13 protein-coding genes are annotated in these 13,735 nt (G+C 49.8%); 7 read left to right on the forward strand and 6 right to left on the reverse strand.

Annotated elements, in window-relative coordinates:
- Positions 1-21 precede the first annotated feature (21 nt).
- The 5 genes from B9K09_RS12675 to B9K09_RS12695 form a co-directional block, all read right to left on the reverse strand.
- Positions 22-738 carry an aspartate/glutamate racemase family protein gene (locus B9K09_RS12675; RefSeq protein ID WP_087517151.1) on the reverse strand — a complete coding sequence of 239 codons (717 nt, stop codon included), beginning with the start codon at positions 736-738 and terminating at the stop codon, positions 22-24.
- A 36-nt stretch (positions 739-774) separates the two neighbouring features.
- Complete coding sequence (locus B9K09_RS12680) at positions 775-2,022, reverse strand: FAD-binding oxidoreductase (protein ID WP_087517153.1); 1,248 nt, start codon at positions 2,020-2,022, stop codon at positions 775-777.
- A gap of 190 nt (positions 2,023-2,212) precedes the next feature.
- A complete protein-coding gene (locus B9K09_RS12685) occupies positions 2,213-3,160 on the reverse strand; it encodes a tripartite tricarboxylate transporter substrate binding protein (RefSeq protein WP_087517154.1) in 948 nt (315 codons plus the stop codon).
- 65 nt (positions 3,161-3,225) lie between these two features.
- Complete coding sequence (locus B9K09_RS12690; protein ID WP_087517156.1) at positions 3,226-4,794, reverse strand: tripartite tricarboxylate transporter permease; 1,569 nt, start codon at positions 4,792-4,794, stop codon at positions 3,226-3,228.
- A gap of 10 nt (positions 4,795-4,804) precedes the next feature.
- Positions 4,805-5,272 carry a tripartite tricarboxylate transporter TctB family protein gene (locus B9K09_RS12695; protein WP_087519087.1) on the reverse strand — a complete coding sequence of 156 codons (468 nt, stop codon included), beginning with the start codon at positions 5,270-5,272 and terminating at the stop codon, positions 4,805-4,807.
- 279 nt (positions 5,273-5,551) lie between these two features.
- Here B9K09_RS12695 and B9K09_RS12700 point away from each other — a divergent pair, with 279 nt between their 5' ends.
- Complete coding sequence (locus B9K09_RS12700) at positions 5,552-6,628, forward strand: LysR substrate-binding domain-containing protein (RefSeq protein WP_218191964.1); 1,077 nt, start codon at positions 5,552-5,554, stop codon at positions 6,626-6,628.
- 216 nt (positions 6,629-6,844) lie between these two features.
- Here the strand turns inward: B9K09_RS12700 and uraH are convergent, their stop codons facing one another.
- The gene (gene uraH / locus B9K09_RS12705; RefSeq protein WP_087517159.1) at positions 6,845-7,198 is read right to left on the reverse strand and encodes a hydroxyisourate hydrolase; all 354 of its coding nucleotides are present in this window, start codon (positions 7,196-7,198) and stop codon (positions 6,845-6,847) included.
- 412 nt (positions 7,199-7,610) lie between these two features.
- Here uraH and puuE point away from each other — a divergent pair, with 412 nt between their 5' ends.
- The 6 genes from puuE to B9K09_RS12735 all read left to right on the forward strand — a co-directional run bounded on the left by puuE (position 7,611) and on the right by B9K09_RS12735 (position 13,578).
- A complete protein-coding gene (gene puuE, locus B9K09_RS12710; RefSeq protein WP_087517162.1) occupies positions 7,611-8,540 on the forward strand; it encodes an allantoinase PuuE in 930 nt (309 codons plus the stop codon).
- On the forward strand, positions 8,540-9,055 hold the full coding sequence (gene uraD / locus B9K09_RS12715; RefSeq protein WP_087517164.1) for a 2-oxo-4-hydroxy-4-carboxy-5-ureidoimidazoline decarboxylase: 516 nt from the start codon (positions 8,540-8,542) through the stop codon (positions 9,053-9,055). Before puuE ends, uraD begins: the two co-directional genes overlap by 1 nt.
- 69 nt (positions 9,056-9,124) lie before the next feature.
- Positions 9,125-10,120 carry an allantoicase gene (gene alc / locus B9K09_RS12720; protein ID WP_087517167.1) on the forward strand — a complete coding sequence of 332 codons (996 nt, stop codon included), beginning with the start codon at positions 9,125-9,127 and terminating at the stop codon, positions 10,118-10,120.
- A 120-nt stretch (positions 10,121-10,240) separates the two neighbouring features.
- Positions 10,241-10,744 (forward strand): ureidoglycolate lyase, encoded by a 504-nt coding sequence (locus tag B9K09_RS12725; RefSeq protein ID WP_087517169.1) that lies wholly within the window; start codon positions 10,241-10,243, stop codon positions 10,742-10,744.
- Between the two features lie 49 nt (positions 10,745-10,793).
- Positions 10,794-12,116: a urate hydroxylase PuuD gene (locus B9K09_RS12730; RefSeq protein ID WP_087517171.1), complete on the forward strand. Its 1,323-nt coding sequence runs from the start codon at positions 10,794-10,796 to the stop codon at positions 12,114-12,116.
- Between the two features lie 601 nt (positions 12,117-12,717).
- Positions 12,718-13,578 (forward strand): outer membrane protein OmpK, encoded by an 861-nt coding sequence (locus B9K09_RS12735; RefSeq protein ID WP_087519089.1) that lies wholly within the window; start codon positions 12,718-12,720, stop codon positions 13,576-13,578.
- Positions 13,579-13,735: the final 157 nt, after the last annotated feature.

Here is a 13,735-nt window from a genome sequence, read left to right on the forward strand (position 1 = left end):
GTTTAGTCAGTTGCCTGAACTTCATGCCCGCGTTCGTTGAACAGTTGCAGCCACCATACGCATTAAGCTGTTTAAATCGAATACAGGTATGTTGAAGCGCTCATAGAGTTTAGGGGCAAAATGCGACAAGTCAGTACACTCAAGGACTATCGCCCCGGTATCCGGGTTTTCCGATAGAACACGCTCCGCAACACTGAATAACTCGTCGCTAAATATTTGCATATCTAGATCATTAGAGCGCCCCCGCAAGATGACTTCTGAAAATTGTGGCTGATCCTGCATACCTGCAATAACGATCGGCTGGTCAGTGATTCCAGCACCCTGTAAGTGATCTGGAGTGAGTGCATCACTGTTCGCAACGATCACAGCTATTTTTCGGCGTGGGCTCAACATTTGAGCGACGAGTGGAATCTGAATCAGACTCGACATAAATACTGGAACGTTTACCGCTTGGGCAATTTGCCTCTGGTGCAGTGCTAAAAAACCGCAACTACCGGTAATGGCTTTCACACCATCGGCCTCAAGTTCACGTGCGGCTTGAGTAAACGGTTCTAGCAACTTGGGATCGCACTCTCTAATGAGACGCTCAACCGTCGCGCCTTTGACTATTTTGTAAATCACGGGAAAATCAAAAGTTCCAGCGTATCTAATATGCCCCTCGGGTTTTGGAAAAAACGAGTCCAACGAAATGACACCGATTGGGGCGCCGTGATTGTTATAGCCACCTTGTAAGATCATGCACACCTCATGTACGGCACACTAATAGGCCATCAATCACTGATTAAATCGTGACGGTGACAATGCAGCGAGCAATGTTTGATTAGGCTTTCCAACAATGCACTCTGCCACCAGCTGACCTGTTACTGCTGACAGCGTTAAACCCAGATGACCATGCCCATATGCCACTAATACTTTGTCATGGCCCGCGATAGGCCCGATCACAGGAAGTGAATCGGGGGTTGATGGGCGGCTGCCAACCCACGTTGACGTTACATCAGGTACTTTACCCATCATTTTAATTGCGCTATCAAGCATCCACACCTTTTTTGCCTCACCTTCAAGCGCACCTGGCTTTGCAAACTCAGCCATACCTGCAATACGCACCCCATCCTCCATTGGGCTCATAAATACTGCACGATCATGCCAACCCACTGGGCGACTGATGCCCCACTCCTGCGCATTAAGCATCAAGTGATAACCCCGCTCGCTGACCAACGGGACCTTACAACCGAGTTGCTGGGTCAAGAGCGAACCCGCAACACCTGTACATATCACCACACGATCAAACTGATAGGTATTTTGAGGACTCTGGAGGCTGCACATCTCCGAGTTATCAGTGATCGAGACAATATTTTCAGATAGTAAGCGACCACCATTTTCGCAAAAAGCACGCACATAGCAGCGGCTTAACGCAATGGGGCTGACGGTGAAACGAGTATCCGGATATAGCACGCCACCAGAATGAAATGGCGCTAGATCTGGCTCTAACTCGCTGACTTCACCAGAGGACAATGACTCCATCCGAACGCCCTGCTCCAGGCGTTCTCGTAACTCTCCGCTATACGCTGCCTGCAAAGACTCGGCGGTGCCATACAATGCCAGACACCCTTTACTCTGAACCAGATACTCTGCTCCAGTTTCGCGCAGGAGAACGTTGTCCGCTTCAGGCGCGAGTATTTGTAACGCGGTCAGGACATCGCGACCATGAGCATAACTACTGGATCTACACGCTTTAACAAAATGCCAAGCATACGGAATCAACTTCTTCGCATAGCTGGGCTGGACCGACAGCGGGCTACTCTTGTCGATCAACATTCCCGGAATTTTACAAAGCTGCTCAAAACTGGCCATGGGTAATCGGCCATAGTCTGCAAATAGCCCTGCATTGCCAAATGATGTACCTACACCGGGTTCGGACTTATCAATCAAGGTAACCTTTAGACCTGCGCGTTGAAGCCATAAGGCCGTCGACAAACCAATTATTCCCGCACCTACAACAGCAATATTTAAGGGTGAAACCATGACACTCACCTTTGTTTTTTAGCGGCAACAAATAATTGATTAATGACTTACAACTCTCAATACGCAGGCAAAAGGTATGATCGATATTAAAACCGTCTTACACCCATAGATTGATTAACGTTTAAGCATCACGCATAGAGTCTTAACTAAACAGCGCAACAAAAATTGAATATACGTGCAGAGACCTCTGTCACTTTTTCATAGCAACGGCGGTTTGCTTCATTGTTTCATAATCATCAAGAAGTTCTGTCTTCCAACTTTCGCCATGACGTAAATCTATAGCGGCACCCATATTCTTGAACGCAGAAACGACCTCAAGACTTTGCATCGCTGTTGTACTTGCAGCCACCAGTTTGTCGATGACGTCTTTAGGGGTGCCTTTAGGTGCAAAAATTCCAGACCATCCTTCAAAGCTACCTTTTATTCCATAATCAGCGAAGGTAGGTACATCAGGATACTCTGGCATTTTTTTATTAAGAACCAAGAGCCGCGCGCGTCCAGACTTGACATGTGGTGCAAACGCAGGGGGAAAAGATACAGCAGAGTCAATGTGGCCACCTATCAACGCAACCATGGACTCGGCAGTCGTATTAGCATTGACAAATTTAACCTTGTAACCCGCTTGGCCAGCAATAATATTGGCAAGAATTGTTCCAGAGGATGCAGCCCCCCAAGAGCCTTGAGTCAGAGTCCCCGCTTTCGCAGCAGCAATAAAGTCATCAAATGTTTTATACGGACTTTCCGCGTTAACCAGAACCCCTAATGGTACAGACGACAACTTAACTACAGGCTCAAAGCTATTGAAGTCGTAGGGTACTTTACTGAAATTTGGGGTGACCAATACATTGCTGAGCCCCGCATTGACTAACACATAGCCATCACTTTTAGCCCTGGCTACAAAGGCGGTACCAATGACCCCGCCTCCGCCTTGCTTATTGATCACGATAACAGGTTTATCAAATACCTTTTCCACCGCTCCCGCCCAGACGCGAGTGGTAAGGTCTGAATCTCCACCCGCCCCCCAAGGCACAATAACTTTGATCGGCTTTTCAGGGTAATCCGCAAATGCGCTAGCGGTTAAGATTGGCATAACAACTAGCGCCGTAATTATCAGCAGGCTTTTGGCTTTTATTTTCATGAGTCCATCTCCATTGCAAGTCAATAACATCAGAAACAATCAACAACATCTAACGTACAAGCAAGTTACTCCAACACCGTTTTTGATTTATCTTGTGAATGATCATCACTATTCTTCTTTGCGACGAACCCGGAGCGACCTAGCTTTCTTTTATTAAGACGAAAAGCCGAATAAAGCGAAAACAAGGTCAAGCCTGTAAACGCCCAAGCGAAAGGCGACTGATAGATGAGCGAATAATCATCACCCACGATCGCAACAGCCTGGTCCAAGTTTTGCTCAAGCAGCGGCGTCAATATAAAACCGATGATAAAAGCAGCAGCATTTAGCCCAACCAAACGCATTGCATATCCGAACACTGTAAACACAATCAATATCAGTACATTGAACATATCTTGGCTTACGCTATAAGCGCCAAAGAATGCAAACACCGTAACACATGGGAAAATGTAGCATCGACGAACGGATGACACCTTAATCCAAAACTTAAAACCGGCACGGGCAATGAATAACAGGAATAAGTCTGTAATCAAAAAACCGGCGAAGATCGCATAAATAACATCCGTATGTTCGTAAAAAATAGTGGGCCCTGGTGTTATTCCATGTATCAAGAAAGCGCCCATCAGTAAGGCCGTTACATCATCACCTGGAATGCTCAAGGTCAACATGGGAATCATACTTGAGCCACACACCGCATTATTAGCAGATTCCGCAGCAGCGATTCCTCGAATCGACCCCTTGCCAAACTCATCTGGATTCTTAGCCGTGCGCTTAGCCTCTCCATAGGCAAGAAACGCAGCAGCACTTGATCCTAAGCCGGGCAACGCGCCAATGAATGTTCCTATTGAGGAAGACTTGATAATTGTTCCAAAAACTGAACGGTACTCTTTCCATGTCACGCGGTTATCATCCGGGCTTGCCGCTTTATCGAAAGAGACGTTCTGATGTGGTTCTTTACGCCGCTTGATTGCCTCAATGACCTCAGGCATTACGAGCACACCAATCAACATTGGCAAAAACGTAAATCCACTCATTAACTCCGGAATGCCAAAAGTTAATCGCGTTGCGCCGGTTATTGTTGACATGCCCACCATGGCAAACAACATACCCAGACAGCACGACAATATTCCTCGAGGTATTGACTCCCCCGTCATTGAGCCAACAACTGTAAATGCAAATATCAAGAGAAAAACTTTTTCGATAGGGCCAGCCTGTAATGAAATTATTGAGATAGGGGCTGCGACAAAAATAAGCACCAGGGTGGCCAGCGCCTCACCTGTTACAGATGCATACAAGGCCATGGCAAGTGCCTTACCAGCCTTGCCCATCTTGGTCAATGCATACCCATCCTGAGCAGTAAGGAAAGAGGCTGCTGCGCCAGGTGTGTTAATTAAAATAGCTGAAATTGATCCACCATAAATACCTGATTTGTACACAGCAAGGAGCGTGGTGATACCAATTATGGGATCTACATAAAAGGTGAATGGCAGAATGATTGCGATTGCCATAATTGCTGATATACCAGGGATTGCACCGAAGAACATGCCGATACACACACCCACAATAATTCCAAGAATTGGCCCCACTGCCAAAACAGCGCCTAAGCCATTGACCATATTATTTAAGACTTCGAACATATCAAACCTCTTAAGTTATGGACCAAACTGGAAGCTCAAGACGCAACAAACTACTGCTGCCGTAATACACAACAAGCGGCAGTATGATGGAAAGCAATAAAATAACGACTATATTGCGGCCTTGCAGCAGCCATGAAACAGCAAACATAACAACAGAAGTAGAAATAATAAAACCTACGTATGGCATGCTGAACCAGTAAATTAACAATAGGCCCACATAACATAAGATACCCAGCATACCAGTGAAACTTATGACCTCAGCCTGAGCCAATGATGCATGAGAGATCATTTTATACAGCGACGAACAACCAATCATCAGCGCAAGCGCTATTATGAAACAGGCAACAATCCGAGGAAGAAACATAGAGCCCAAATCAGTCTCCATGCCGCCATCGACTAACCTATCACTCGTCAATATAACCAGCGAGGACAGTATTAGGATGCTGGACATCATCACATCTATTTTTCTTCTGTTCATATGCCACCTAAACTTCTGTCCTGTTTCAGGCTCACTTGCTTTTGGCATGCAGTGCTTAAATACCGTCCTAACGATCAATGCTCAAAACATCAACATGCAATTATTGCTGTTGCTTTTAATTAATTAACCGCCGGATACAGTCCGCTTTTGCTGATCATCTAAAAACCAGCAAATAATCTATGTGTGGACTGTAGTCTAAGCGTTGGACATAACGCGCCTGCTGATTCCAGCTAAGCTGCGTATAAAGTGACAGATTTGTAGAGGGCTACTTGAAGGGTCATGGCGGTCTCGCTACATATTATTTTTATTTGTGCAGCAGATCTTCAGAGGGATCAGCTGCGCTTGAAACAAGCGCTTGATGACCTGATAGTCACTATTTCACTTCATAAATACAAATCTTATTTATTTAGAATATCATCAGTTTTTCTTATGGAGCACATGATGAACCTGCGCCAGATGGAGGCTTTCCGCACGATCATGCTGACCGGTTCTGTGTCGGAGGCTGCCAAGCGGCTATTCAAAACCCAGCCAGCGGTAAGCATGATGATCGCCGGGCTAGAGAAAGAAATAGGTTTCAAGCTTTTTGAGCGCCGTAAACGCCGCCTATACCCAACGCCCGAAGCAAAATACCTCTATACCGAGGTCGAAGGCATTTTTTCACGTATTACCGATGTCTCTCAAACGATCCAGGACATCCAGAATAGCCAGCACGGATTCCTACGCATAGGTTGTATGCCGGGCCCCTCGTACTCCTTCATGCCTGATCTGATCGCAGACTTTCTCGATGAACATCCACAGGTGCAGGTCTCAATGCAGACTCGAACATCGGAAGGTGTAAGGGAGTGGACCGCATCTTCCCAGTATGATCTAGCGCTTGCAGAAATTAGCGGGCCAGCCGCTTCGATCGAAACAGAACTGTTTGATCTGGAGTGCGTGTGCGCATTACCAGCAAAACACCCGCTGGCAAAAATGGAGGTTATCACGCCCCAACTGCTCGACAATGAACACATGATTCTACTCTACGCCGACCATATAAGCGCTCACACACTCAATAGCCTATTTGTTGCGGCGAACTGCCGTTTGAACGTCCGTTTACGTACACGTTTTTTCTTCCCCGCACTGCGATTTGTCGAGCGTGGATTGGGAATCTGCGTCATAGACCCGATTACTGAGGCCGGTTATAGAGCAACCTGTGCTCAGGAAAAAATCGTGTTCCGCTCTTTCAGACCACTTGTCTCCTTTCGGGTTGGCATCATTTATCCCGAACACACGGCCAAGTCAAAAATGACCATCACCTTTGCCGAACACTTGAGGCGCCGCTTGAGTAACCTGAAACAGCCCAAAATCTGCGATTAGAAATGCCTATTCCTGACTAACCAGACACCGCTTGATTGCAAAGATATTGCCTCACATGCAGTGGGTTAATAATTGCGATGCAGCCAGTTTTGTACAGGTGTTTTGGGGCTCCAACGCACAGGCAAAAAAAAGCCCGCAGTGTGGTACGGGCAAGGACTCTTCTATTGAGTCTGAGGGTGACAAGCATTCGGGTAAATCGTGATCCATCAAACGGCGTTAGCTGCCTCGATAGGTCGAATAGCTGTAAGGCGAAATTAGCAGAGGTACGTGATAGTGCTCTTGCCCAGCATCGACACCAAAACGTAAAACAACGACATCCAGAAAAGCTTGGTCGGCCAGTTTGACTCCGCGCGCACGGTAATAATCGCCTGCATGGAAATGCAGTTGATAAACCCCAGTGCGGTAATCATCGCCCTGCAGTACAGGTGCATCACAACGGCCGTCACTATTGGTTTGCACGGTTGTCAGCAGCTCTAACTGAGCCCCCTCAACACGGAACAATTCAATTTTCAGGTCGCTACCGGGGCAGCCATGTGCAGCATCGAGTACGTGAGTTGTCAGTCTTCCCATTTGGCCAGGGCCTTCACACTGTTAATCACATAACAGGCAAAAACCGCACCTCCTCTTCTGATGTTTATAGGACGTAAGCCAAGGCGCTGAGGCCTTGAGATGAGTTGAGAATAGCATGTAAAAAATTATTTGCGACACTTTTATCACTGATTGTACACAATAAATCCTGCTATAGACCCGCCTTGCACCCCGTACAAATATTTGGCCAAAAATTCCATATTGCCCGAAAAAAGCCACTTTCAGCGATACGACTTGACCAGTTAGGCAAGTTTCTTGCTTTTGAATCAGAAGAGAAAATAGTGAAATTTTAGATTTACAAAATGCGCTACACTTTGTATACAATTACATCACCCGGCCGCATCCTTGAAAACCAGGATGTAACGACCGCAACACATTTAGAAGGAAGACTGCAGTGAGCGCTGAATACCCACGCGACCTGATCGGTTACGCCAACAACCCACCGCATCCGCAGTGGCCGAATGATGCACGCATCGCTTTGTCCTTTGTTCTCAATTATGAGGAAGGTGGCGAGCGCAACATTCTGCATGGCGACAAGGAATCTGAAGCTTTTCTGTCGGAAATGGTTTCGGCTCAACCGCTGCAAGGCGAGCGCAACATGAGCATGGAATCGCTTTATGAGTATGGCAGCCGTGCCGGTGTCTGGCGCTTGCTCAAGCTGTTCCAGAAACACGATATCCCACTGACCGTGTTTGCTGTGGCGATGGCCGCAGAGCGTCATCCCGACGTTATCAAGGCGATGGTTGGCGCTGGTCACGAAATCTGCAGCCACGGCTACCGCTGGATCGACTATCAATATATGGATGAGGCGCAGGAACGCGAGCACATGCTCGAAGCAATCCGCATCCTCACCGAGATTACCGGCGAGCGCCCGTACGGTTGGTACACCGGCCGTACAGGTCCAAATACCCGTCGCATCGTCATGCAAGAAGGTAACTTTCTCTATGACTCCGACACCTACGACGATGACCTGCCCTACTGGGACCCGGCCAGCACCGAGGCCAAGCCTCATCTGGTGATCCCGTATACGCTCGACACCAATGACATGCGCTTCACTCAGGCACAGGGCTTCAATAAGGGCGATGATTTCTTTGAATACCTTAAAGATGCATTTGATGTGCTGTATGCCGAAGGCGTAGAAGGCGCACCTAAAATGCTCTCAATCGGTATGCATTGCCGCTTATTGGGTCGCCCAGCACGCCTGGCAGCACTGGCACGCTTTATTGAATACGTTAAGAGCCACGATAAAGTCTGGATCGCCCGCCGCGTAGACATAGCGCGCCACTGGCATGCCACTCATCCATTCAAGCAGGAGCACGCTTAATGAGCCGCTTTCAGACCCTGACACCTGCGCAGCTAAGCCGCGAAGAGTTCGTCAGCACCTTCGCTGATATTTATGAACACTCGCCTTGGGTTGCCGAAAAGGCATACGACCTCGGCGCCGATGAGACACTCAATGACATTGACGGCTTGCAACAGCGCATGGCCGACATTTTGCTCAGTGCTAGCCGTGATACGCAGCTGGCACTGATCAACGCTCACCCGGACCTGGCTGGTAAAGCTGCGGTTCAGGGTGAGCTAACCGCCTCTTCTACTTCAGAGCAGGCCGGTGCGGGCATCCAAGATTGCACCGCCGAGGAATTCGCCCGTTTCACAGAGCTGAACAATGCGTATAAAGCAAAATTCGGTTTCATCTTCATCATGGCGGTGAAAGGCAGTAATCGTCACCAGATCCTTGCAGCATTCGAGGAGCGACTAAATAACACTCCGGAACAGGAATTTGCTCGTGCTCTGGCTGAAATCAACAAGATTGCGCTGTTCCGCTTGCAGCAGCTGTAGCTCCGACCGGAGAACTCTGCAAACAGCAACGCGATTATTCTCCTACGCCATCTTACAAGGCAGACATTCATGAAAGCTTATGCCGTACCTTTCGAAAAATACGTCAACCTCGCCGACGCCCGCCTGGGAACCAAGGCTATTTCGGTAACCGATGACTGGTTCGCCGACGTTAACCGCCTGTTCCAGCCGACGCCGGCTGTATGGAAGGAGGGCGTTTTCGATGACAACGGCAAGTGGATGGACGGCTGGGAGTCACGTCGCAAGCGCTTTGAAGGTTATGACAGTGCCGTCATTCGCCTTGGCGTTCCAGGCTCGATCAAAGGTGTTGATATCGACACCAGCTTCTTCACTGGCAACTTCCCGCCGTCGGCCTCGCTTGAAGCCTGCTTCGTCGCTGAAGGTGACCCGACTGACGCCACCGAGTGGTCTGAAGTCCTCGGCGCAGTTGAGCTACAAGGCAACAGCCACCATTACCACGAAATCAACAATGCTCAGGCGTTCACCCACCTGCGCTTTAACATCTACCCGGATGGCGGTGTTGCTCGCCTGCGCGTTCATGGCATTCCGTTCCGTGACTGGAGTACTGTCGGCGACAACGAAGAAGTCGATTTGGCTGCCGCATTGAATGGCGGTCGCGCACTGGCGTGTTCTGATGAACACTTCGGCCGCATGAGCAACATCCTCAACCCGGGCCGTGGCATCAACATGGGCGACGGTTGGGAAACGGCACGTCGCCGTACTCCGGGTAACGATTGGGTTATCGTTGCATTGGGCGCGCCAGGCGAGATCGAGCGTATCGTCGTCGACACTCTGCACTTCAAAGGCAACTACCCGGATAGCTGCTCGATCCAGGGCGCCTTCGTTAAAGGTGGCACCGACAGCCAGATCGAAACCCAGAGTCTTTTCTGGCGCGAGCTGTTGCCAAGCCAAAAACTGGAAATGCACGCAGAACACGAGTTCAAAGAGCAGATCAAAGCACTGGGCACCCTCACTCACGTACGCGTGAACGTGTTCCCGGATGGTGGCATCAGCCGCCTACGCCTGTTCGGCAAAGTGACTAAGTAAACAAGTAGAAGTAAGCATAAAGTTTGACGGCAGGGCCGCACGCCCTGCCTGCTCTAAAAAAATAATTAGTGAGGAATCACTGCCCGCCTGCGGTGGTTCCCAGACAAGAGAATGTCCGTCATGCGTAAACTGATCATTGAGCCCTTGAGCAAAGAAGCATTCGCCCCTTTTGGCGATGTCATCGAGACTGAAGGCAGCGAGTATTTCATGATCAATAACGGTTCAACTCGCCGCTATCACAAACTGGCCACAGTCGAGACCGCACAGCCAGACGATAAGGCGATTATCAGTATTTTCAGCGCTGAAGCGTTAGAGATGCCGCTGACCGTATGCATGTTGGAGCGCCATCCGCAGGGCAGCCAAGCGTTTATACCGCTGCTCGGCAACCCCTTTCTGATCGTGGTCGCGCCAATTGGCGATGCACCTGAATCAGAGCTTGTCCGCGCTTTCCGTAGTAACGGAAAGCAGGGCATCAATTACCATCGCGGCGTTTGGCACCATCCGGTGCTTACGATCGAAAAGCGGGATGACTTCCTGGTGGTTGATCGCAGTGGTTCTGGTAACAACTGTGATGAGTACTTCTTTACTGAGGATGCCCAGTTGCTCCTCAACCCCCACCAATAAGAGAAGCCCAGGGGACCCGATTTAGGGCACTGGGAAAGAGGTAAAGACTGTGGAAGCACATTTGATTGAATGGCTGAACCTTAGCGTGCGTTGGGTTCACATGATCGTTGGTATCGCCTGGATTGGCGCGTCTTTCTATTTCGTCTGGCTGGAAAACAACCTGAATCGCGTCAACCCTAAAGATGGCCTCGCAGGCGACTTATGGGCGATTCATGGTGGCGGTATCTACCACCTGGAAAAATACAAGCTGGCCCCGCCAAAAATGCCGGACAACCTGCATTGGTTCAAGTGGGAAGCCTACTGGACCTGGATGTCCGGCGTTACCTTGTTGATGATTGTTTACTACCTCAACCCATCGCTGTATCTGATTGCTCCAGGCAGCGATTTAACACCTGCTACAGCCATTGCCATCGGCATCGGCTCGCTGGTTGCCGGTTGGTTCATCTACGACATCCTTTGCGACTCGCCACTGGGTAAACAACCTGCCCTACTCGGCCTGGTTCTGTTCGTCTTGCTGGTTGCTGCCTCATTTGGCTTGAGCCAAGTGTTCAGCGGTCGCGGTGCCTACATCCATGTCGGCGCCATCATCGGCACCATCATGGTCGGTAACGTCTTCCGCACCATCATGCCAGCGCAGCGTGCATTGGTTAAAGCCATTGAAGAAGGCAGCACGCCAGATCCATCATTGCCAGCCAAAGGCCTGTTGCGTTCGCGTCACAATAACTACTTCACCTTGCCAGTGCTGTTCATCATGATCAGCAACCACTTCCCGAGCACTTACGGTAGTAGCTACAACTGGCTGATTCTGGCGGGTATTGCGACTGCATCGGTATTGATTCGTCACTACTTCAACACCCGCCACAACAGCAACAGGTTCGCTTGGGCGCTGCCTGCTGGCGCATTGGCGATGGTCTGCTTGGCCTATGTAACGGGTCCGGCTTCACAGCCAGCCAACGCAGTTGCAAGCAAACCAGCCGCGATCAAGTATGCGCCACTGCCGGGCACTGCCCGCCCGGGACCAGGCGCTGATAAAAACGCCAGAAATCAGCCTGAGCAAGCAGCGAGCGAACCTGCTCAAGCCAACACAGACACTGCTGGCGTTGACGGGGCGGATAGCTTCAAGCAAGTGGACGGCGTCATTCAAGAGCGTTGCACCGTTTGCCACTCCGCCACGCCAAGTAGCCCGATGTTCAGCGCCGCACCGGGAGGTGTGATGTTTGATACCCCGACGCAAATCAAGCAGATGGCCACACGCATCCAGGCGCAAGCTGTAGCGACTCACATCATGCCATTGGGCAACATCACTAAGATGACCCAGGAAGAGCGTGACCTAGTGGGTAACTGGATCGCCAAAGGTGCCCAAATCAACTAATCAAAACCAATGCCGCGCCCGCCAAGGGTGCGGCATTTTTTATTCAAGGGCCTGCACATTCAACGCCCTGCCTCCGCTCGGGAGCACCTAGCACGCCCTGCCCCCCATCCAGCACTAACCAGACTTTTAATCTGGGCACTCAGCCCAACTCTTGCCTGCCTCGCTGAAAATCCCGCTCTAGAGCCATTGAATACAAAAGTACAACAGCTGCCCGGTACCTGTGTGACCGACGGTTCATTTTTTGTGCACAATAATTAAATAAATTGTTTTTCACCTTGTAAACATATTGATATAGTCCAAACATCCTGACCGAACAGACAGCTTTTAGCAGCCGTTAACCAGTTCGTGAAACGTCCCAAGCCCATGACCGTATACAACCAATCGCAGGCCTGAATATGTCGACGACTACAGCCACGAAAATCTTTGCACGCCAGGGCTGCCCAGGCGTGCAGCCTCTGCAGCGTCCAGAAAGCAGCCAGCGAAAATCTAGCTTCGCTAAACCAACACTGAGTCGATAGTCCAAACAGCCACTGCTAAAGGCCAGCGGCGCGACCTAGGTATGCAACGCGTTATTAAGTCCAACAACAATAAGGAAAACTTGATGAACCTGAAGCACCTGCCTCACGGCCTGGCTCTGACAGCCGGTTTACTCGCTGGTCAAAACGCACTCGCTGATGACATGTTGCTGTGGCAAAGCAATAGCCTCAGTTACCTCAACGGCAGTAACTTCCAGCGCATGAACTACAACGCGGAAGAACAACGCTCACAGAGCACATTTACCTTCGAACATGCCAGCGGCTGGGTCTGGGGCGATGTCTTCTACTTCATCGACTACATCAATGCCGACAACACGCAATCGCGCGGTAGCTTCAGCAACAACACCTTCAAGCAAAAAGAACACAACACCTTCTATTACATGGAGTTCTCGCCACGGGTCAGCCTCAGTTGGCTAACCGGTCAAGACCTCTCCGCCGGCCCGCTTAAAGACGTAAAAGCGGCCTTTACCTACGAGAAAGGCGAAGGCGGCCCTGGCACCGAGAACTATCTTTACGGTTTGGGTTTTGATTGGAACGTACCGGGGTTTGCGTTTTTCCAAACCAACCTGTATCAGGTCAAAATCAACAAGCAGGTGTTCTTTGCCGATAGCAATAGCAACGGCTACACCACCCAGTTGACGGTTGCTGGCGCCTATCCATTTACAATTGGCGATCAGGACTTCTTGATTGATGGTTTCCTCGATTGGCGCGCACCATCCGACGAGGCAGGAACCCAGACCTCGGTTGGCTCATCGATTCAGATCAAGTGGGATGCTGGCAAGGCGCTGTTCAACCAAGAGCGCAAACTGTACGTCGGTACCGAGCTGAACATGTGGCACAACAAGTACGGGGTTAAACCGGTGGACGGTTCTGCTGATGGCTTTGACCAGACTGCGGTTCAGGCGCTGGTGAAATACTACTTCTAAAGATTGATGTTCGGCCAAAAGGCAATTGCGTAAACGCGCAATTGCCTTTTTTTGGCGGCATCAACCTTGGCAAAGACTGCCGTGCAGAAAAAAGATTACAATCGCACTCGTATCCAGGACAGGGATAAGCAGGTGTTTGTTGCCAGAACCACGCAAC

The organism is Pseudomonas sp. M30-35 (assembly GCF_002163625.1).
In the GTDB taxonomy this organism is placed as follows: Bacteria; Pseudomonadota; Gammaproteobacteria; order Pseudomonadales; family Pseudomonadaceae; genus Aquipseudomonas.

What these genes read in the sequence shown, in the direction of transcription:
- uraH (WP_087517159.1), bottom strand. Translation starts at nt 7,198, where the DNA reads ATGGGAAGACTGACAACTCACGTACTCGATGCTGCACATGGCTGCCCC.
- B9K09_RS12695 (WP_087519087.1), bottom strand. Translation starts at nt 5,272, where the DNA reads ATGAACAGAAGAAAAATAGATGTGATGATGTCCAGCATCCTAATACTG.
- uraD (WP_087517164.1), top strand. Translation starts at nt 8,540, where the DNA reads ATGAGCCGCTTTCAGACCCTGACACCTGCGCAGCTAAGCCGCGAAGAG.
- B9K09_RS12700 (WP_218191964.1), top strand. Translation starts at nt 5,552, where the DNA reads ATGGCGGTCTCGCTACATATTATTTTTATTTGTGCAGCAGATCTTCAG.
- B9K09_RS12690 (WP_087517156.1), bottom strand. Translation starts at nt 4,794, where the DNA reads ATGTTCGAAGTCTTAAATAATATGGTCAATGGCTTAGGCGCTGTTTTG.
- B9K09_RS12675 (WP_087517151.1), bottom strand. Translation starts at nt 738, where the DNA reads ATGATCTTACAAGGTGGCTATAACAATCACGGCGCCCCAATCGGTGTC.
- B9K09_RS12685 (WP_087517154.1), bottom strand. Translation starts at nt 3,160, where the DNA reads ATGAAAATAAAAGCCAAAAGCCTGCTGATAATTACGGCGCTAGTTGTT.
- alc (WP_087517167.1), top strand. Translation starts at nt 9,125, where the DNA reads ATGAAAGCTTATGCCGTACCTTTCGAAAAATACGTCAACCTCGCCGAC.
- B9K09_RS12735 (WP_087519089.1), top strand. Translation starts at nt 12,718, where the DNA reads ATGAACCTGAAGCACCTGCCTCACGGCCTGGCTCTGACAGCCGGTTTA.
- B9K09_RS12680 (WP_087517153.1), bottom strand. Translation starts at nt 2,022, where the DNA reads ATGGTTTCACCCTTAAATATTGCTGTTGTAGGTGCGGGAATAATTGGT.
- B9K09_RS12725 (WP_087517169.1), top strand. Translation starts at nt 10,241, where the DNA reads ATGCGTAAACTGATCATTGAGCCCTTGAGCAAAGAAGCATTCGCCCCT.